The organism is Xanthomonas sp. NCPPB 2922, from assembly GCF_041520885.1.
GTDB classification, from domain to species: Bacteria; Pseudomonadota; Gammaproteobacteria; order Xanthomonadales; family Xanthomonadaceae; genus Xanthomonas; species Xanthomonas campestris.
In genome coordinates this window covers 95,451-113,899 of record NZ_JBGOFY010000007.1, presented here as the reverse complement: position 1 = coordinate 113,899, position 18,449 = coordinate 95,451, and the positions used below count along the sequence as shown (strand labels likewise).

At 65.7% G+C, this 18,449-nt stretch carries 15 protein-coding genes; 13 read left to right on the top strand and 2 right to left on the bottom strand.

Translation table 11 applies throughout. The annotated features are described in order from the left end of the window. The first annotated feature begins 14 nt into the window (after positions 1 to 14). On the top strand, positions 15 to 257 hold the full coding sequence (locus ACD584_RS10585; protein WP_076037107.1) for a type B 50S ribosomal protein L31: 243 nt from the start codon (positions 15 to 17) through the stop codon (positions 255 to 257). A 229-nt stretch (positions 258 to 486) separates the two neighbouring features. Then, entirely contained in the window at positions 487 to 1,776 is a 1,290-nt protein-coding gene (locus ACD584_RS10580) for a citrate synthase (RefSeq protein ID WP_011038338.1), read from the top strand. A gap of 122 nt (positions 1,777 to 1,898) precedes the next feature. Here the strand turns inward: ACD584_RS10580 and ACD584_RS10575 are convergent, their stop codons facing one another. Together ACD584_RS10575 and ACD584_RS10570 are read right to left on the bottom strand one after the other, a co-directional pair. Next, entirely contained in the window at positions 1,899 to 2,549 is a 651-nt protein-coding gene (locus ACD584_RS10575) for a hypothetical protein (RefSeq protein WP_011038337.1), read from the bottom strand. A 438-nt stretch (positions 2,550 to 2,987) separates the two neighbouring features. Then, positions 2,988 to 5,414: a penicillin-binding protein 1A gene (locus ACD584_RS10570; protein WP_175611674.1), complete on the bottom strand. Its 2,427-nt coding sequence runs from the start codon at positions 5,412 to 5,414 to the stop codon at positions 2,988 to 2,990. Between the two features lie 215 nt (positions 5,415 to 5,629). On the opposite strand from ACD584_RS10570, the gene ACD584_RS10565 reads away from it, so the two are divergent. From ACD584_RS10565 to ACD584_RS10515, 11 genes are all read left to right on the top strand, one after another. Beyond that, positions 5,630 to 6,688 (top strand): pilus assembly protein PilM, encoded by a 1,059-nt coding sequence (locus tag ACD584_RS10565; protein WP_016944654.1) that lies wholly within the window; start codon positions 5,630 to 5,632, stop codon positions 6,686 to 6,688. Continuing rightward, on the top strand, positions 6,688 to 7,431 hold the full coding sequence (locus ACD584_RS10560) for a PilN domain-containing protein (protein WP_050912059.1): 744 nt from the start codon (positions 6,688 to 6,690) through the stop codon (positions 7,429 to 7,431). The genes ACD584_RS10565 and ACD584_RS10560 overlap by 1 nt, the downstream gene beginning before the upstream one ends. Further along, the gene (locus tag ACD584_RS10555; RefSeq protein WP_011038333.1) at positions 7,428 to 8,093 is read left to right on the top strand and encodes a type 4a pilus biogenesis protein PilO; all 666 of its coding nucleotides are present in this window, start codon (positions 7,428 to 7,430) and stop codon (positions 8,091 to 8,093) included. The genes ACD584_RS10560 and ACD584_RS10555 overlap by 4 nt, the downstream gene beginning before the upstream one ends. Continuing rightward, a complete protein-coding gene (locus ACD584_RS10550; protein WP_011038332.1) occupies positions 8,090 to 8,623 on the top strand; it encodes a pilus assembly protein PilP in 534 nt (177 codons plus the stop codon). The genes ACD584_RS10555 and ACD584_RS10550 overlap by 4 nt, the downstream gene beginning before the upstream one ends. A gap of 19 nt (positions 8,624 to 8,642) precedes the next feature. After that, the gene (locus ACD584_RS10545) at positions 8,643 to 10,610 is read left to right on the top strand and encodes a type IV pilus secretin PilQ (RefSeq protein ID WP_070689858.1); all 1,968 of its coding nucleotides are present in this window, start codon (positions 8,643 to 8,645) and stop codon (positions 10,608 to 10,610) included. A 276-nt stretch (positions 10,611 to 10,886) separates the two neighbouring features. Then, positions 10,887 to 11,906 (top strand): MoxR family ATPase, encoded by a 1,020-nt coding sequence (locus tag ACD584_RS10540; protein WP_011038330.1) that lies wholly within the window; start codon positions 10,887 to 10,889, stop codon positions 11,904 to 11,906. 20 nt (positions 11,907 to 11,926) lie between these two features. Next, positions 11,927 to 12,898, top strand: a complete 972-nt coding sequence (locus ACD584_RS10535; RefSeq protein ID WP_175611673.1) for a DUF58 domain-containing protein — start codon at positions 11,927 to 11,929, stop codon at positions 12,896 to 12,898. After that, a complete protein-coding gene (locus tag ACD584_RS10530; protein ID WP_076037105.1) occupies positions 12,895 to 13,350 on the top strand; it encodes a DUF4381 domain-containing protein in 456 nt (151 codons plus the stop codon). Before ACD584_RS10535 ends, ACD584_RS10530 begins: the two co-directional genes overlap by 4 nt. Further along, a complete protein-coding gene (locus tag ACD584_RS10525) occupies positions 13,347 to 14,354 on the top strand; it encodes a VWA domain-containing protein (protein ID WP_014508812.1) in 1,008 nt (335 codons plus the stop codon). Before ACD584_RS10530 ends, ACD584_RS10525 begins: the two co-directional genes overlap by 4 nt. Next, complete coding sequence (locus ACD584_RS10520; RefSeq protein ID WP_076037104.1) at positions 14,345 to 16,159, top strand: VWA domain-containing protein; 1,815 nt, start codon at positions 14,345 to 14,347, stop codon at positions 16,157 to 16,159. Before ACD584_RS10525 ends, ACD584_RS10520 begins: the two co-directional genes overlap by 10 nt. Next, a complete protein-coding gene (locus ACD584_RS10515; protein ID WP_076037103.1) occupies positions 16,156 to 17,907 on the top strand; it encodes a BatD family protein in 1,752 nt (583 codons plus the stop codon). Before ACD584_RS10520 ends, ACD584_RS10515 begins: the two co-directional genes overlap by 4 nt. Positions 17,908 to 18,449: the final 542 nt, after the last annotated feature.

Sequence of the window (18,449 nt, the reverse complement as noted above, 5' to 3'; positions counted from 1 at the left end):
CCGGCGCCAAGTCCATGAAAGATAACGTTCATCCCAGCTACAACGACGTCGTCTTCCACGACGTGACCTCGGATTTCAAGATCCTGACCCGTTCCACCATGAGCTCGAGAGAGACCGTGAAGTGGGAAGACGGCCAGGACTATCCGCTGATCAAGGTGGAAATTTCCTCCGCATCGCACCCGTTCTATACCGGCAAGCACAAGGTGATCGACACCGGCGGCCGTATCGACAAGTTCCAGAAGCGCTACGCGCGCTGAGCTTGCAGGACGGGCTGTACCGGCAACGGCCGCGCATTGCGCGGCCGTTGTTTTTTGGGGAATTCCCGCTTCGCTTTTGCGCCCCTCACGGGTGCGTCTACGACTTCTGTCCAAACGACGGCCAAAATGCTGCTGTGCGATAATGACGTGATCCGAGGCGATGCCTTGGACTTCCATCACGTGCCTGCCCATGTGGGATCAGGCGCCTTCCACTGAAGGAGCGTACACAGTGTCCGATCTTGATCAGGTCACGCTCAACGCCGGCGACACGTCGGTCGTTCTGCCGGTTCTCAAGCCCACGTTGGGCAATGATTGCGTCGATATTTCCAAGCTGACCAAAGAAACCGGTCTGTTCACCTACGACTCGGGCTTCACCGCCACCGCCAGTTGCAAGTCGGCCATCACCTACATCGATGGCGACAATGGCGTGCTGCTGTACCGCGGCTACCCGATCGAACAGCTCGCCGAGAAGTCCAGCTTCCTGGAAGTTTCGTATCTGCTGATGAACGGCGAATTGCCGACGGCGGACGAATTCAAGAAGTTCGACCACGAAGTGACGCATCACACGATGATGCACGAGTCGCTGAAGAACTTCCTCGGCGGTTTCCGCCACGATGCACACCCGATGGCCATGCTGGCCGGTTCGGTGGCCTCGCTGTCGGCGTTCTACCACGACACCCTGGACCTCAACGATCCGGAGCAGCGCCGTCAGGCCGCCATCCGTCTGATCGCAAAGGTGCCGACCCTGGCTGCTGCGGCGTACCGTTACTCGATCGGCTGGCCGATCCGCTATCCGCGCAACAACCTCAACTACGTCGACCGCTTCCTGCACATGATGTTCGAAGTGCCGAGCGAGCCGCTGGAGATCAACCCGGTCGTTGCCAAGGCACTGGATCTGCTGTTCATCCTGCACGCCGATCACGAACAGAACGCCTCGACCTCGACCGTGCGTCTGGTCGGTTCGACCGGTGCCAACCCGTACGCGTCCGTGGCAGCCGGTATCACCGCGCTGTGGGGCCCGGCACACGGTGGCGCCAACGAAGCCGTGCTGAAGATGCTGGAAGAGATCGGCACCGCTGACAACGTCGAGTCCGCCGTGGCCAAGGCCAAGGACAAGAACTCCTCGTTCCGTCTGATGGGCTTCGGTCACCGCGTCTACAAGAACTTCGACCCGCGCGCCAAGATCATCCGCGAGATGACCCACAAGGTGCTGGGCGAGCTGGGTGTCAACGACCCGCTGCTGGAAGTTGCGCTGAAGCTGGAAGAAGCCGCGTTGAAGGACGACTACTTCGTGCAGCGCAAGCTGTACCCGAACGTGGACTTCTACTCGGGCCTCATCTACAAGGCGCTCAATATCCCGGTGGAAATGTTCACCGTGATGTTCGCCATTGCCCGCACCGCCGGCTGGGTATCGCATTGGCTGGAGCAGCAGGTCGACCCGGAAATGAAGATCGGCCGCCCGCGCCAGATCTACACCGGTTACGACAAGCGCGACTACACCGACGCCGGCAAGCGCTAAGCGCCCCGAAGTTGGTTGTTTGACCAAACGCCCCGCATTGCGGGGCGTTTTGCGTTGCGGCCTGGAGTGCTGTGGGCAGTGCCGGGCCGGTCCTGGCGCGATGCAATGGTGCGGTCTGCTGCTTACCGCAGTGGCTGCACGTAACCCTGGATCTCTTCGTCCGCCAGCAACTGCCGCAACTGCGCTGCAGAGGCGCGTGCCATCGGTTTTTCGTCCAGCTGCGACAATGGGGCCTGACGCAGTGCGTCGTAGGGCAGCACGGTCAGGTCGAAGGTCAGGTCTTCCGCACTGAACAGCCACACTGGAAACTCGCCGCTACGTTCGCGATCCAGGCGCAGGCGCCGCGTGCGCGCCTCGGCCGGAATACGGTGTTCTTCGAGAAATCGTTGCACTGCATCGGCATCGTCACTGTGCAACTGTACTTGCACCGGCGCGTTGGCGTCGGCGGTGCCATCCAGTACCGGGCCGGTCAGCCGTGGCTGGAAAGGGCTGAGGAAATCCAGCGCGCGCAATGCGGCCTCGCGCCGTTGCCGCAAGCGCACGCCATGCTCGGGGCCGGCGAACAGACGCTGATACTCGCGCAGCGCGTCTTCGATCTCGCGGTTGCGGGGCAGTGATGCATCGTCGTGGATGCCGAGCCGGCTGGCCGCCTTGAGTTTGGCTTGATGGAAATCGCGGATGCCGCCTTCGGCCATCAGTCGGGCGGCCTCATGGGCGAGCCGGTGACGGCGCTCTCGGGTGCGCGTGTCGGCATGTTGGCGTGCGTGATGCATGGCCGGGCTCCCCTGTCTGAACCTGACTTCGACTCTACACGAGCGTAGTGAAGTTGCCGATGACAATCGTTGGGAAGATCGCGCTGCCTGGACATGGCGTTGGCAGGTGATCGGGTACCGCGCTCTGGCATCGCATGGGCGCTGCGCGCGGCGGCGATGAGACCATCCGCTGCGGGTCATAGAAGGCGTGGCGAACGCTGGCGTCCGCAGCACGGATAGGAACTGTGGGGCGTCGCGCAGACGTTCAGTGCCGGCACTGAGTTGGCCCAGGTAGCGTGCATGTCCTGTGCGTCGATAACGCAGCGAGACGCGGCATGGCGGTGGAGGCCATCGCAACCGATCAGCAACGTCCAGCGTCACGCCGCATCAATCGCTTGCCCAAAAAAACAGCGGAGCCACCTGGGCTCCGCTGCTGGCATCACACCGTCTGGAACAGCTTTAGAAGATGTCGAACGCTTTTTCGTCCTGCTGTTCCTGCAGACCGTAGTCGTAATCCTGCAGACGGTCGAGGTCTTCGTTCTTGACCCACTCCACCGCGCCATTGATGGTGGCCTGGGTCATGCCATCGGGCGGGTCGTTTGCCGCGATCGGCTTGTCCTTCAAGGCCACGCGCATGTAGTCGATCCAGATCGGCAGCGCGGCCTTGCCGCCGTATTCGCGATACCCCAGCGAGCGGAAGTCGTCGCGACCAACCCACACCGTGGTGGCGTACGGGCCGCCAAAGCCGGAGAACCAGGCGTCGCGGTGATCGTTGGTTGAGCCGGTCTTGCCACCCACATCCTCGCGTCCCAGCACCTTGGCCGCGGTACCGGTGCCGCGCTGGACCACGTCGCGCATCATCGAGACCAGCTGATACGCAGTGCGCTCGTCGATGGCGCGCGGCGCGATCTTGGTTTCGGCGGTGGCTGCCGGGGCAGTTTCCGCAGGCATGGCAGGGGTCGCGGCGGCTGGCTCGATCGACTTGGGCAGCGCAGGTGCGCCGAAGTTGAAGCCGTCCACCACCTGGCTGACCGGAGCGGCGGTGCCGCCCTGTGTAGCGCAGGTGCGGCAGGCCACGGCGGGCACTTCCTTGAAGACCACATTGCCGTCGCGGTCCTTCACCTCGTCCACGATCCAGGTGTCCACGCGCGAGCCGCCATTGGCGAACACCGCGTAGCCGCGTGCCACCGACAGCGGCGTCAGCGATGCGGTGCCCAGCGACATCGACAGGTTGGGCGGCAGCTCGGCCTCCTGGAAGCCGAACTGGCTGATGTACTTGCGCGCGAAATCGACGCTGATCGCATCCAGCAAACGCACCGACACCAGATTGCGCGACTGCACCAGCGCCTCACGCAGGCGCATCGGCCCACGGAAGCCGCCGCCATCGTTCTGCGGCGACCAGGTCTTGCCGCGGCGGTCGCGGAACACCACCGGTGCATCCAGCACAATCGAGGCCGGGTTGAATCCCTTCTCGAAGGCCGCCGCATACACGAACGGCTTGAAGCTCGAGCCCGGCTGGCGCCGTGCCTGGGTGGCGCGGTTGAACTTGTTGCCGGCAAAGCTGAAGCCGCCGACCAGGGCGCGCAGCGCGCCACTGTTGGCGTCCAGCGACACCAGCGCGGCCTGGCCGCGCGGCAGCTGATCGATGATCCACTCGCCGTCCTTTTCGCCGGCACGGATGCGGGTCAGGTCGCCGCGGGTCAGCAGCTTGGCCGGGGTCTTGTTGGTCCAGCGGCTGGCGCTGGCCGGCAAGGTCAGCTCGGTCTTGTCGCTCTGCACGACGGTCACACCGCCGTCGGCGTTGGTGCGCGCCACGATCACGGCGCGCAGGCCGCCTTGGGTGAACACGCCCGACAGATGCTTGGCGAGGGCCGGCGCATCCGCATCGGCGGCCACGTCGAAGTGCTGCTCCACGCCGTGCCAGCCATGGCGGTGGTCGTACAGGCGCAGGCCTTCTGCAACCGCCGCATCGGCGCCGGTCTGCAAGGTGGAATCGATGGTGGTGGTGACGTGGTAGCCCTTGTTGAGCACGTCGCCGCCGTACTTGGCGATCATTTCCTGGCGCACCAGCTCGGCCACGTATGGGGCATAGACCTCCACCGGCGGCTCGTGCGGCTTGGCGTGCATCGGCACCGCCTTGGCCGCGTCGGCCTCGGCCTGGGTAACGAAGCCCAGGTCGGCCATGCGCTGCAGCACGTAGTAGTCGCGGCGTTCGCGCGCGCGCTCGGGGTTGCTGATCGGGTTGCCGCTGGACGGGAACTTGGGGATGCCGGCCAGCGAGGCCATCTCGTCCAGGCTCAGGTCGGCCATCTTCTTGCCGTAGTAGTACTCGGCTGCAGCACCCACGCCATACGCGCGGTTACCGAAGAAGCTCTTGTTCAAATACAGCTCGAAGATCTCGTCCTTGGTCAGCTCGCCCTCGATCTTGCGCGCCAGCAGGATCTCGGCCAGCTTGCGGGTGTAACTGTATTCGGAATTGAGGAAGAACTGCCGGGCCACCTGCTGGGTGATGGTCGAGCCACCCGGCACGCGCTTGGCGTCGGTACTGGCCAGCAGCCACACCGCGCGGGCGATGCCCTTGTAGTCCACGCCGCCATGCTCGTAGAAGCGCGCATCCTCGGTGGCCAGGAACGCCTGCTTGAGCCGCTCCGGAACCTCCTTCATCTGGATAGGGTAGCGGCGCGTCTCGCCATAGACGGCCATCAGCCGGCCATCGCTCGAGTACACGTACATCGGCTCCTGCAGTTCGACCTGCTTGAGCGATTGTACGTCCGGCAACTTGGAGGAAATGGCGTAGTACAAGCCGCCGGCGGCAATAGCACCAAGCACGGCAAGCACGACGAGCGTGGCCAGGATCCAGCCCAGCCAACGGCGAATACGGGGCATGTAAGAGAGATTCCGATTGCAGATTTCTTGGTCACAGAGTATAGATGACGCCGGGTTTGGCTGGGGCCGAACTCTGGGGATCGCAGAAGACACCACTGGGGTCACGTCATGGAGCCATTGCTTCGTGCGTGAAGGGGTTGTCAACTGTTAAAATTTGATTATTAATGCGAGGACGCAACACATGCGTCCAAGTGCCCGTCGGCAGGGGAGTTTCCGTGGGGCTTTTACCCAAGAGTCAGTCGCCACTTATTGGTGTCGACATCAGTTCCACTGCGGTCAAGCTATTGCAGCTGTCGCGCAGCGGAAATCGTTTCCGCGTGGAACATTACGCTGTGGAACCGTTGCCGCCGAATGCGGTGGTGGAAAAGAACATCGTCGAAGTCGAAGCGGTGGGCGAAGCCATTCGCCGCGCCATCAACCGTTCCGGCAGCAAGGCCAAGAACGCGGCAGCGGCCGTGGCTGGCTCGGCGGTGATCACCAAGCTGATCCCCATGCCGGCGGATCTGGACGATAGCGATCTGGAAGCCCAGGTCGAGCTGGAAGCCACCAACTACATCCCGTACCCGATCGAGGAAGTGAATCTCGATTTCGAGGTGCTCGGCCCGATGCCCAACAGCCCGGACATGGTCCAGGTGCTGCTGGCGGCGTCGCGTTCGGAAAACGTCGAGCTGCGCCAATCGGCGCTGGAGCTCGGCGGCCTGGTCGCCAAGGTGATGGACGTGGAGGCCTTTGCGGTCGAGAACGCCTTCGCACTGGTTGCCAGCGAATTGCCGGTCGCCGCCGATGCGGTGGTGGCGCTGGTGGACATCGGCGCGACCATGACCACGTTGAGCGTGCTGCGCTCAGGGCGCAGCCTCTACAGCCGCGAGCAGGTGTTCGGTGGCAAGCAACTCACCGACGAAGTGATGCGCCGCTACGGCCTGACCTATGAAGAAGCTGGCCTGGCCAAGCGTCAGGGCGGCCTGCCGGAGAGCTACGAGGTCGAAGTGCTGGAGCCGTTCAAGGAAGCGACGGTGCAGCAGATCAGCCGCCTGTTGCAGTTCTTCTATGCGGGCAGCGAATTCAATCGCGTCGATTGCATCGTGCTGGCAGGCGGTTGCGCGGCGTTGTCGCGCCTGCCGGAGATGGTGGAAGAACAGCTGGGCGTGACCACCGTGGTCGCCAACCCCCTGGCACAGATGACGCTGGGCCCGAAGGTTCAGGCTCATGCGCTGGCGCTGGATGCGCCTGCATTGATGATCGCCACCGGCCTGGCCCTGAGGAGCTTTGACTGATGGCAAGAATCAATCTATTGCCCTGGCGCGCCGAGCGCCGGAAGGCGCGCGAGCGTGAGTTCTATTCGATGCTCGGCTTCGCCGCGCTCGCTGGCGTGGTGTTGTCGGCGCTGATCTGGTTCTACTACGACGGGCAGATCAGCGGGCAGACCGAGCGCAACGCGTTCCTGACTACCGAGATCGACAAAGTCAAGGCGCAGAACGAAGAGATCAAGGAACTCGACAAGAAGAAGGACCGCTTGCTGGCCCGCAAGAAGGTCATCGAGGAACTGCAGGCCAACCGCTCGCAGATGGTGCACCTGTTCGATTCGCTGGTGCGCACCATTCCCGATGGCGTGGCGCTGACCAACATCAAGCAGGATGGCGACATCCTCACGCTGGAAGGGCGCTCGCAGTCCAACGCGCGCGTCAGTGCCTACATGCGCAACCTGGAAGGCTCGGGCTGGATGACCAATCCGGACCTGTCGATCATCGAGGCCAAGAGCCAGGACAAGGCCGCCGGCCAGCCTGCGGCTTCGTCGATGGACACCAAGACCTTGCCGTACGTGTTCACGCTGAAGGTCAAGCTGGCCAACCCGAACGAGGCCGACAAGAACGGTACCGCGCCGGTCGACGGCCAGGCACCGGGCGCAACCCCGGCGCCAGCAGCGACACCGGCAACAACGCCTGCGCCGGCCGCACCTGCACCCGCACAAGCGGCACCGGCGCAAGCCACTCGGCCGCAGGAGGGGGCGGCGTCATGAGTAAGAAATCATTCAAGCTCAGCGATCTGGACTTCAACAATATCGGCGGCTGGCCGCAGCAGGCGCGCATCGTGTTCTGCGTGGTCGTCGGCCTGTTCATCATGGTGCTGGCCTGGTTCCTGTTGATCAGCAGCAAGCGCGATGAACTCGAAGGCCTGGAAGGCACCGAAACGCAGCTGCGCACCGAGTTCGAGACCCAGCAGGGCCGTGCGGTGAATCTGGAGCCGCTCAAGCAGCAGCTCGCGCAGATGGAGCAGGTGCTGCAGCAGATGCTGCGCCAGCTGCCCAGCAAGACCGAAATGCCGGATCTGATCATCGACATCTCGCAGACCGCGCTGTCCAGCGGCCTGTCCAACGAGCTGTTCCAGCCGGGTCCGGAATCGCCGAAGGAGTTCTACGCCGAGAAGCCGATCGCCCTGCGCATGGTGGGCAGCTACCACCAGTTCGGCGCCTTCGTCAGCGGTGTGGCCTCGCTGCCGCGCGTGGTGATCCTGACCATGCACGACATCAATCTCAAGCCCAAGGACGCCAAGGCCGGCATCACCCCACGGGGTGCGCTGGAGCTATCCGGCACGGTCAAGACCTATCGTTATCTGGACGATGAGGAAATGGCCGAGCAGGAGAAGGCTGCGGCCGACGCGGCGAAGAAGGGCGGCCAATGACCATGAAATTGCTCAAGATCCTGTCCTGCGTGGCGCTAATTGCAGTGTTGCCGGCGTGCACCCGCGGTGTGACCAGCACCCCGGGCGATGCGCCGAATCTGGAAGCGTGGGTGGCCGAAGTGCGTGCGCGTCCTGCGCCGCCGCTGGAGCCGTTGCCGGTGATGCAGCAGTTCGAAACGTTCGAATATGCGGCGCAAGTGATGCGCGACCCGTTCAGCGATGCCTGGGTCAGCGCGGAAGGCGGCAATGGCACGCGTCCGGATCCGAACCGGCGCAAGGAGCCGTTGGAAGCCTTCCCGCTCGATGCCCTCGACATGGTGGGGACCATTGGAGGTGGCTCGGGCCTGATCGCATTGGTCATGGCACCTGACAAGGTGACCTACCGGGTGCGGCCGGGTGTGTATCTGGGGCAGAGCGATGGCCGGGTGACCGGGGTCTACGAAGACCGCATCGAGCTGATTGAACTTGTACCGGACGGTGCGGGTGGATGGCTGGAACGGCCTGCCGCGCTCGCATTGGATGATCAATAAAGTGATAGGGGATAGCACGATGACTTTTTCCAACGCCCAGCGCCTGCGTCCGGTCCGGCGCCAGGCAATGCTCCGGGCCTGCGCGCTGGGGTTCGCGCTGGCGCTGGCGAGCGGTAGTTCGTTTGCCGCCGCCGCGCTGGCCCAGCCGGCGCAGGATCCGGCCAAGACCGCTCCGGCCAGCCTGGCGGTGTCCAAGATCGACTTCAAACGCGGCGATGACGGTGCAGGCCGCCTGATCCTGCAGTTCGACGGCCAGGGCGCCAGCCCCGATCTGCGCACCCAAGGCGACAACGTGCTGGTCGACATCAGCAACGCCCGCCTGCCTGCCGAACTGCAGCGCCCGCTCAACGTCACCGACTTCGCCACCCCGGTGCAGCGCGTCGAGGTCAAGCCATCCGGTGGCGGCTCGCAGCTGGTGCTGTCGACCAAGGGTGCATTCGACTCGCTGGCTTACCAGACCGGCAACGAATACGTGGTGGAAATCACCCCGCGCAAGGGCCAGCCGGCCGTTGGCGGCGTGAGCGCCAGCGCGGTGACGCAGGCTGCCGCGCAGATCGCCGCGCGCGGTTACAGCGGCCGCCCGGTGACCTTCAACTTCCAGGACGTGCCGGTGCGCACCGTGCTGCAGCTGATCGCCGAGGAATCCAACCTCAACATCGTGGCTTCCGATACGGTGCAGGGCAACGTCACGCTGCGCCTGATGAACGTGCCGTGGGACCAGGCGCTGGACATCGTGCTGCGTGCCAAGGGCCTGGACAAGCGCCGCGATGGCGGCGTGGTCTGGGTTGCCCCGCAGCCGGAGCTGGCCAAGTTCGAACAGGACAAGGAAGACGCCCGCATCGCGATTGAAAACCGCGAAGACCTGATCACCGATTACGTGCAGATCAACTACCACAATGCCGCGGTAATCTTTAAAGCGCTGACCGAGGCCAAGGGCATTGGCGGCGGCGGTGGTGGCGGTGGCCAGGGCGGTCAGGGTGGTGCCGGGCAGCAGGACAATGGCTTCCTCTCGCCGCGCGGTCGCCTGGTGGCCGACGAGCGCACCAACACCTTGATGATCAGCGATATCCCGAAGAAGGTAGCGCAGATGCGCGAGCTGATTTCGCATATCGATCGTCCGGTGGATCAGGTGCTGATCGAAAGCCGGATCGTGATTGCGACCGATACGTTCGCGCGGGATCTGGGTGCGCGTTTTGGTGTCTCCGGCGCAACTGGCCGCGGAATATTGAGCGGCTCGCTTGAAAGTAACGTCAACTACAGCAATACGCTGAATCAACGTAACAACGAGCTCAACAATACGCGCACTCCTGCGACACCTAACGGCACGAGCACTACCCTTCCAACCTTTTTGTTTCCGTCGGGCCTGAACATTGATCTCGGGGCTGGTGGATTTACCAACAGTGGCGCGGCTGGTCTCGCTTATACCCTGCTTGGCTCCAACTTCAACCTCGACATCGAGCTGTCGGCGATGCAGGAAGAAGGCCGAGGCGAGGTTGTGTCCAACCCGCGCATCGTGACCGCCAACCAGCGCGAGGGCGTGATCAAGCAGGGCCGCGAAATCGGCTATGTGACCATCAGCGGTGCCGGCGTTGCAGGTGGTGGCTCGCAGGCCAACGTGCAGTTCAAGGAAGTCCTGCTCGAACTGAAGGTCACGCCCACGATCACCAACGACAACCGCGTCTTCCTCAACATGAATGTCAAGAAGGACGAAGTTGCTCGTTTCATCACCTTGCCGCAATACGGCACAGTGCCGGAAATCAACCGCCGCGAAGTCAATACGGCAGTCCTGGTGGCCGACGGCGAGACGGTGGTGATCGGTGGTGTCTATGAATTTACCGATCGCGAAAGTGTTTCGAAGGTACCGTTCCTTGGCGACATCCCGTTCCTGGGAAACCTGTTCAAGAAGCGTGGACGCAGCAAGGAAAAGGCCGAGCTGCTGGTCTTCGTCACCCCGAAGGTTCTGCGGGTTGCGAGCGCCGCGCGGTAAACGCGTTGGCAATAGAAGAAGGCCGCGAAAGCGGCCTTTTTCTTTTTAGCGGTCTGTGAAGTGCTCTCAAAACACAACTGCAAGTGACGTACTTGCTCTGCCCGCGATACGTGCATCAGGGCCCATCCAACTGCTTGTCCCCATGGCGGCCTGCGAGCCGATGGATGAATGATCACGCAGGCCGGGGCCCTCAGGCGAGCATGACCCCGGTCACTCACTGAACATCTTCCGCCTGCACAGTGAACCAATCGCGTTCGAATCGGTCACACTGGGTCTATGAACGCACCGCCGCTCCTTCCGCCAGAAGCCGCCGCCGCGCCCGCCGAGGACCGGCTGCATGGTCAATTCACCGCGCTGCGCGAGTCGCTGGCGCAACGCATCGTGGGGCAGTCCGCGTTGGTCGAGCGGCTGCTGATCGCCTTGCTGGCCGACGGCCACCTGTTGGTGGAGGGCGCGCCCGGCCTGGCCAAGACCACCGCGATCCGCGCACTGGCCTCACGGCTGGAAACCGATTTTGCGCGCGTCCAGTTCACGCCGGACCTGCTGCCGGCCGATCTGACCGGCACCGAGATCTGGCGGCCGCAGGAGGGGCGCTTCGAGTTCATGCCCGGCCCGATCTTCCATCCAATTTTGCTCGCCGATGAAATCAACCGTGCGCCGGCCAAGGTGCAGTCGGCGCTGCTGGAAGCGATGGGCGAGCGGCAGGTCACGGTGGGCCGGCATACCTATGCCTTGCCGCAGCTGTTCCTGGTGATGGCCACGCAGAATCCGATCGAGCAGGAGGGTACGTTCCCGCTGCCCGAGGCGCAGTTGGACCGCTTTTTGATGCATGTGCGGATCGGGTATCCGCAGGCCGATGCGGAGGCCGAGATCCTGCGCCTGGCGCGTGAGACCGCACGCGACACGCTGGAAAAGCATGCGACGGTGCCGGACAAGATTCCGCTGGAGGATGTGTTCGCCGCACGCCGCGTGGTGCTGGACGTGCATCTTGCGCCGCAGCTCGAGCGCTACCTGATCGAGATCGTGCTGGCGTCGCGCGATGCGCAGCGTTACGACCCTGCGCTGGCGCGGCGTATCGCCTGGGGCGCAAGCCCGCGTGGCTCGATCGCGCTGGAACGCTGCGCGCGCGCACGTGCGTGGTTGGCCGGCCGCGATTACGTGACCCCGGACGATATCCGCGCCATCGCGCCGGACGTGCTGCGCCATCGCGTGCTGCCCAGCTACGAAGCCACCGCCGAAGGCTGGGATGGCGAACGTCTGGTCGCCGCGCTGTTGGAAAAGATTCCGCTGCCCTGATCGGGTAGCGTTGCTGCGGTATGCCGCCCTTTCGCCCGAAGCCGATCGCCTCGATGCCGTCCTCGCCGTCTGCTGCTGCCCCGTTGTCCGTCGCTGGCGATGGCGTGCGTCCGCAGCTGGCCGAGTTGATTGCGTTGCGCGGTGCCGCTCGCCAGCGGCATCAACCGGGCCGTGGCCGGTATGGGTTGGTGGGTCCGGTGCCGGCGGCAACACGCGGGCGTGGCATGGAATACGCCGAGTCGCGCGAGTACGTGGCCGGCGATGATGCGCGGCATATCGACTGGCGCGTCACCGCACGCACCGGACGCGCGCACACCAAGTTGTTTCAGGCCGAACGCGAGCGGTTGAGCCTGATCGTGGCCGACACCGCGCCTGCGCTCTTCTTCGGCACCCGGGTGCGCTACAAGTCGGTGCAGGCGGCACGCGCCGGCGCCGTGGCGGCCTGGCTGGCGCAGCGGCAGGGCGACCGGATTGCCGCGTTGCGTGGCACCGCGAGCGAAGCGCCGATTGCGCCACGCGCCGGGCAGCGCGGGGTGTTGCCGGTGCTGGATGCCTTGGCGCGCTGGTATGCGCAGCCGCCGGCCGATGATGCCGGATTGCAGGTCGGGCTCGACCATGCGGCACGCCTGTTACGCCCGGGCGCGCGCCTCACCGTGCTCGCCGATGCACGCAGTGCCGCCGCGGTGCCCGAGTCGCGCTGGTCGGGGCTCGCCCTGCATCACGAGGTGGTGGTGATCGTGCTGGTGGATCCACTGGAGCTGGCACCGCCCGCGCGTGCGCTCACCTTCGACGCAGGCGGGCAACGGATCACCGTGGACCTCACCACGCAGGCCGGGCGCGCGCAGTGGAATGCCGAATTCGTCGCGCCACTGGAACGGTTGTCCACGCTGCTGCAGGCGCGTGGTGTGCGCCTGCACCGTCTGTCCACGGTTGATGCCAGCGATGCCTGGCTGGGCGGCGGCATCTCTACGGTGCAGGGGTCATCGCGATGACGCCCGACACCCTTCCACTGCGCGATGTGCACCTGCCGCCGTCACCGTCGTGGTGGCCGCTGGCCTTGGGCTGGTGGCTGGTGATCGCGGCAATCGTTCTGGTGCTGGGCACGCTGGCTTTGTGGTGGTGGCGTCGCCGTCGGCGTGCCCAACGCTGGGCGGCGACCTTCGACGCTGCGCTGCAGGCGGCCAGCACGCCGGCGCTGCGGCTGGCGGCGCTGTCGGCGTTGCTGCGGCGTGCGGCGCGTATGGTTGACCCGCAGGCCGATCGGCTGCAGGGCGAGGCCTGGCTGCAATTGCTGGATGGCCGCAAGGGCCATGCGTTTTCGCAGGGGCCCGGCCGTGTGTTGCTGGACGGTGGGTTTCAACGTGACCCGGCAGTGAGCGATCTTGCGACGGTGGAGCAGCTGGCACGCCAACGCTTCCTTCGCCTGATGCAGGGGCGGCGATGAACTGGCTGCAGTGGTCGCAATGGCAGGATGCACTGGCGCACTGCGCGTGGCCGTGGGCGTGGTGGTTGATGCCGCTGCCGTTGCTGATGTGGTTCTGGCCGCAGCGGCGCACCCAGGCATCTGCACTGCGCGTGCCGTATGCGCAGCAGCTGCGCGCGATGGTGAGTGCGCCACGCATTCCATCGCTGCGTGCGCCGCGCTGGCTGGCGTGGCTGGGATGGTTTTTGCTGTGCGCCGCGCTGGCGCGTCCGCAACAACTGGGCGAGGTGATCCAGCCGCCGCGGGAGGCACGCCAGCTGATGCTGGCGGTGGACCTGTCCGGCAGCATGAGCGAACCGGACATGGTGCTGGGCGGCAACGTGGTGGACCGCCTGACTGCGGCCAAGGCGGTGCTCTCGGACTTTCTGGACCGGCGCGAAGGCGACCGGGTGGGCCTGTTGGTATTCGGGCAGCGCGCCTATGCGTTGACGCCGCTGACCGCCGACCTCACCAGTGTGCGCGATCAGCTGGCTGACAGCGTGGTGGGCCTGGCCGGGCGCGAAACCGCAATCGGCGATGCCATTGCCTTGTCGGTCAAACGCCTGCGCGAGCAGCGCCAGGGCCAGCGTGTTGTGGTGCTGCTCACTGACGGCGTCAACACCGCTGGCGTTCTCAACCCGCTGAAGGCGGCCGAGCTTGCCAAGGCCGAGGGCGTGCGCGTGCACACCATCGCCTTCGGTGGCAGCGGGAGCTATTCGTTGTTCGGTGTGCCGATTCCGGCCGGTGGTGGCGACGATATCGATGAAGACGGCCTGCGCAAGATTGCCGAGCAGACCGGTGGGCGCTTCTTCCGAGCCCGCGATACCGAGGAACTGGCCGGCATCTACGCCGAGCTGGATCGCCTGGAACCGGTGAAGGCCGCGGGGCCATCGGTGCAGCCGAAAGTCGAGCGTTATTACTGGCCGTTGGGCGCGGCGCTGCTGATTGGGTTGCTTGCCTACGCATTGCCGCGGAGATGGCGATGAACATGCTGAGTACCGCATTGAACACGCTGCATCTGCTGCGTCCGCAATTGCTGTGGGCGCTGGTGTTGATCGTGCCGGCGTCGGTGCTGTGGTTCCTGCGCCAGCGCGATGCGGACGTGTGGCGGCAAAGTGTCGATGCGCATCTGTTGCCGCAGTTGCTGGTGACTGGCGGCCGCCGTGGGTGGTTCGGTTTTGTGCTCGCGGTTGTGGCCTACAGCGTGGCGGTCGTTGCGATGAGTGGGCCCAGTTGGCGGCAAACCGAGCGGCCGGTGTATCAATCCAACCGGCCGTTGGTGGTGGCGTTGGATCTGTCCTCCAGCATCAACGCCAACGATTTGCCGCCCTCGCGGTTGCTGCAGGCACGCGCCAAGCTGGCCACGCTGTTGCGCGAGCGTGCCGGTGGCGATGTGGCGTTGCTGGCATACGCGGGCGAGAGTTTCACCGTGGCGCCGCTGACCGAGGACGCGGCCAACGTGGCCCTGTTCCTGGATGCGTTGTCGCCGTCGGTGATGCCGGTGGATGGCAAGCGTGCCGATCGCGCCATCGAAGCGGCAGTGCAGCTGCTGTCGCAAGCTGGCTTCAAGCAGGGCGACATCCTGGTGATGAGCGACAGTGCCGATGAGTCGGCCGAAAGCGCGGCGCGGGTCGCGCGCTCGCGCGGTTTTAATGTCTCCACCTTGGGGGTCGGCAACGCGCGTGGTGCGGCCTACCGCGCCGCATCGGGTGAGATCGCGCAGGCGCGGCTGGACGAAGCGAGCTTGCGCGATCTCGCCAGCCAGGGCGGTGGCCGTTATGCACCGCTTGCCGCTGACGATGCCGACCTGCGTGCGCTGGGCGTGCTGGACCCGGCACAACAACCCGCGGCCGCCGCCGCCGCCGCCGCGAACGGCAGCAAGACCTGGCTCGATGAGGGCTACTGGTTGCTGTTCCCGGTGATGGCGCTGGCGTTGTTGGCGTTCCGCCGGCGCGCCGCGGTGATGGTGCTGGCGTTGTTGTGTGTCGGGCCCTTTGTCCAACCGGCGCAGGCGGCAGAAGGGACGCTATGGCAACGCGCCGACCAGGTGCAGCAGCAACGCCTGGACGCCGGCGTGCAGGCCTATCGCAAGGGCGATTTCGCTGCCGCGCAGAAGGCCTTCGAGGCCGTGCCCACCGACCAGGGCTGGTACAACCTTGGCAATGCGCTGGCCCGTCAGGGGCGCTACGACGATGCGATTGCCGCCTACGACCGTGCGCTGCGGCAACAGCCCCAGCTGCAGGATGCCATCGCCAACCGCGCCGCGGTGGACGCGGCGCGCAAGCGTCAGCAGCAGAACAAGGACGGCAAGGGCAAGCCGCAGCAGAACCAGAACAAGGGCGACAAACAGCAGGGTCAGAACAAGGACGGTAAGGACGGCAAGGACGGGAAGGATGGGAAGGATGGGAAGGATGGCAAGGGCGGCCAGGACGGCAAGCCGTCTTCGCAGCCGCCCAAGGACGGCCAGACGCCGGGCCAGCCGTCGCCAGCGGGGCAGGGCGAGCAAAAACAGCCCGACAGCCCGCCGCAGACGCCGGATGCCCAGGCCCAGCAGCAGGCCGATGCAGCGCAACGCCGCAAGATGGAACAGGCCATGGCGCAGGCCGGTGCCAAGGGCGCGCCCAGCAAGGAGCAGCAGGCCGCCGCCGCGGCCGCGGCAGAAACGCCGGAGCAGCGCGAGCAACGGCAGGCGGTGGATGCATGGATCCGGCGCGTGCCGGATGATCCGGGCAGCCTGTTGCGCGCCAAATTCAGGCTGGAACACGAACGCAGGCAACGGGACGGACAATGACGGGCAACGGGCACTGGCGCCGTGTGGCGATATGGCTGCTGAGCAGCAGCGTGGCGATCCTGGCGTTGCCCGCCGGCGCGGTGACGCGCGCCTGGCTGGACCGTGACAGCATCGATGCAGGCGATGCGGTGACCTTGAACATCGAAACCGACCAGCGCGGCGCCGAGCCCGATTACAGCCCGTTGCGCGGTGGGTTCGGGCTGGGGGCCAAGAACGCCAACCAGCAGATGCAGGTGACCAATGGTTCGGTGACCATCCGGGCGTTGTTCGGGGTGGTGATCACGCCACGCCAGACTGGCGAGATCATCGTGCCGGCGATCCGGGTCGGCAACGAGCGCACCGAGCCGCTTCGGCTGCAGGTGGTGGCTACGGCTGTCGATGCCGGCGCTCCTGGGGCCGCTGGCGCAAGCGCGGCGCGCGGCAACGAAGAAGCGTTCGTCGAAACCCAGGTGGACGACCCACAGCCCTACGTGCAGCAGAGCGTGGGCGTGGTGGTGCGGCTGTACTACGCCACCCAGCTGGCCTCTGGCGAACTGGATCTGCAAGCCCCGGACGGCGCGTCGCTGCAGCGCGTTGGCGATGATGTGAGTTCGGCCAGGGCGGTCAACGGGCGGCAGTACAACGTGGTGGAGCGGCGCTACCTGCTGGTTCCCGAGCGCAGCGGCCGCCTGGTGGTGCCGCCGGCACGCTTCAACGGGCGCGCGGTGGGTGGGTTCTTCGACGATTACTTCGGGCGCGGCAATGGCGAATTGAACGCCCGCAGCGCCAGCATTCCGCTGCAGGTGCGCGCGCAGCCGGCCAATGCGCCGCAGCCGTGGTTGCCGTTGCGCAGCCTGACGCTGCGCTACACCTCCACGCCGCAGCGGGCCACCGCCGGCGAGGCAGCGCAGATCGTGGTGGAAGCCAGCGCACGCGGCGCCACCCAGGCACAGTTCCCGGAGCTGCCCACGCCCAGCGTGCCGGACGCGCAAGTGTTTGCCGAACCGGCGCAGTACGAGGAGCGGTTTGTGGACGGCTCGCCACAGCTGCGGCTGACGCGGCGCTATTCGATCGTGCCCAATCGTGCAGGTCCTCTGTTGATTCCCGGCCTGCAAGTGGCGTGGTGGGATGTGGGCGCGGCAGCGGCGAAGACGGCATCGCTGCCGGACCTCACGCTGGATGTGGCCGCAGGCAGCGGTGCATTTGCAGCGCCCGCAGCGGCGCCTTCGCCAGCCAGCCAGCCAGCTGGTGAGGCCGTGGCACCTGCGCCGGCGGCCAGCACGCTGCGCCTGCAGGGTGCCCCTGCAGCCTCGCGCCCGTGGGGCTGGATCGCGGCGGCGGCGGGTTTCGCGGTGCTGTGGATTGCCACTCTGGTCTGGGCGCTGCGTCGTCGTCGCGGTGGAACGCGCACGGTGGCCGCCGGTGCTGGTGCTGGTGCTGGTGCTGCTGCGCCGGCGCCCGGCAAGCGCGCCACCCATAGCGTGGCCGACCTGCGCCGTGCGCTCGATACCGGTGGCATGGACGATGTGGCCACGGTGCTGTGCGGCATGGCCGGCGTTGTCGACATCGACAGTGTGCTGGCAGCCTTGAGCGACCCGGCCCAGCGTGCGGCGGTGGCGCAGATGCAACGCGCCCGCTGGGGTGGCGATGGCGATGTGACTGCAGCCCGCGCTGCCTTGCGCGAAGCGTTCGCCAATGGCCCGCGCTGGCATCACGCCACGGCAGCAGAGCCGGAGGTGCTGGCACCGCTGTATCCGCCTGCGCGTTGATTGCTTGCGCTGCCGCGACAGCGACACGACAGACGAGCCACGGCAAGGTTAAGTCGGGTGCGCAGGACCCGGCCGCTGCCAGCGCTGCCGCGTGGTCTTGCGTGATGACTGATTGAGTTTCGGCTGCGTACGGCGATAGGTGTGCGGGATGAAGAGCGCGCAGAGCGTTATGGCTGCGGGGCTGCTGCAGGGCCCTTGCCCGCCCACCGTCGCGGGACACGCCGCAAGTACGTCCCTGTAGCTCTTTGGCGGCATCCATGCCGCCAAAGGTCCCGCGACGGTGGGCGGGCAAGGGCCTGGCACGCTGGTCGGTGCGTCGTTTCAACACTAAAGACAGGTCGGGTAGGGCACACCGGCGCTGCTGCGGTGCCGCTTGCGCCTTGGCGGCTGCGCTTTGGCGTTGTGCAAGAAGAGCGCTGTTTGCTGCCCGCTCCAGCGTCTGCAGCACATGGTGTCGAGAGGCGGGCCTACCCTAAGGATGCGCGCATGGGGCGCCTTGGGTAGGTGGCCGCGCCGGTGGTGTTTGTTAAGCTCCGGCCTTT

Excerpts from the sequence above, each read along its gene's own strand:
- ACD584_RS10585 (WP_076037107.1), top strand. The coding sequence starts at position 15 with ATGAAAGATAACGTTCATCCCAGCTACAACGACGTCGTCTTCCACGAC.
- ACD584_RS10515 (WP_076037103.1), top strand. The coding sequence starts at position 16,156 with ATGACGGGCAACGGGCACTGGCGCCGTGTGGCGATATGGCTGCTGAGC.
- ACD584_RS10545 (WP_070689858.1), top strand. The coding sequence starts at position 8,643 with ATGACTTTTTCCAACGCCCAGCGCCTGCGTCCGGTCCGGCGCCAGGCA.
- ACD584_RS10555 (WP_011038333.1), top strand. The coding sequence starts at position 7,428 with ATGAGTAAGAAATCATTCAAGCTCAGCGATCTGGACTTCAACAATATC.
- ACD584_RS10530 (WP_076037105.1), top strand. The coding sequence starts at position 12,895 with ATGACGCCCGACACCCTTCCACTGCGCGATGTGCACCTGCCGCCGTCA.
- ACD584_RS10575 (WP_011038337.1), bottom strand. The coding sequence starts at position 2,549 with ATGCATCACGCACGCCAACATGCCGACACGCGCACCCGAGAGCGCCGT.
- ACD584_RS10535 (WP_175611673.1), top strand. The coding sequence starts at position 11,927 with ATGCCGCCCTTTCGCCCGAAGCCGATCGCCTCGATGCCGTCCTCGCCG.
- ACD584_RS10540 (WP_011038330.1), top strand. The coding sequence starts at position 10,887 with ATGAACGCACCGCCGCTCCTTCCGCCAGAAGCCGCCGCCGCGCCCGCC.
- ACD584_RS10520 (WP_076037104.1), top strand. The coding sequence starts at position 14,345 with ATGGCGATGAACATGCTGAGTACCGCATTGAACACGCTGCATCTGCTG.
- ACD584_RS10570 (WP_175611674.1), bottom strand. The coding sequence starts at position 5,414 with ATGCCCCGTATTCGCCGTTGGCTGGGCTGGATCCTGGCCACGCTCGTC.
- ACD584_RS10560 (WP_050912059.1), top strand. The coding sequence starts at position 6,688 with ATGGCAAGAATCAATCTATTGCCCTGGCGCGCCGAGCGCCGGAAGGCG.
- ACD584_RS10525 (WP_014508812.1), top strand. The coding sequence starts at position 13,347 with ATGAACTGGCTGCAGTGGTCGCAATGGCAGGATGCACTGGCGCACTGC.
- ACD584_RS10550 (WP_011038332.1), top strand. The coding sequence starts at position 8,090 with ATGACCATGAAATTGCTCAAGATCCTGTCCTGCGTGGCGCTAATTGCA.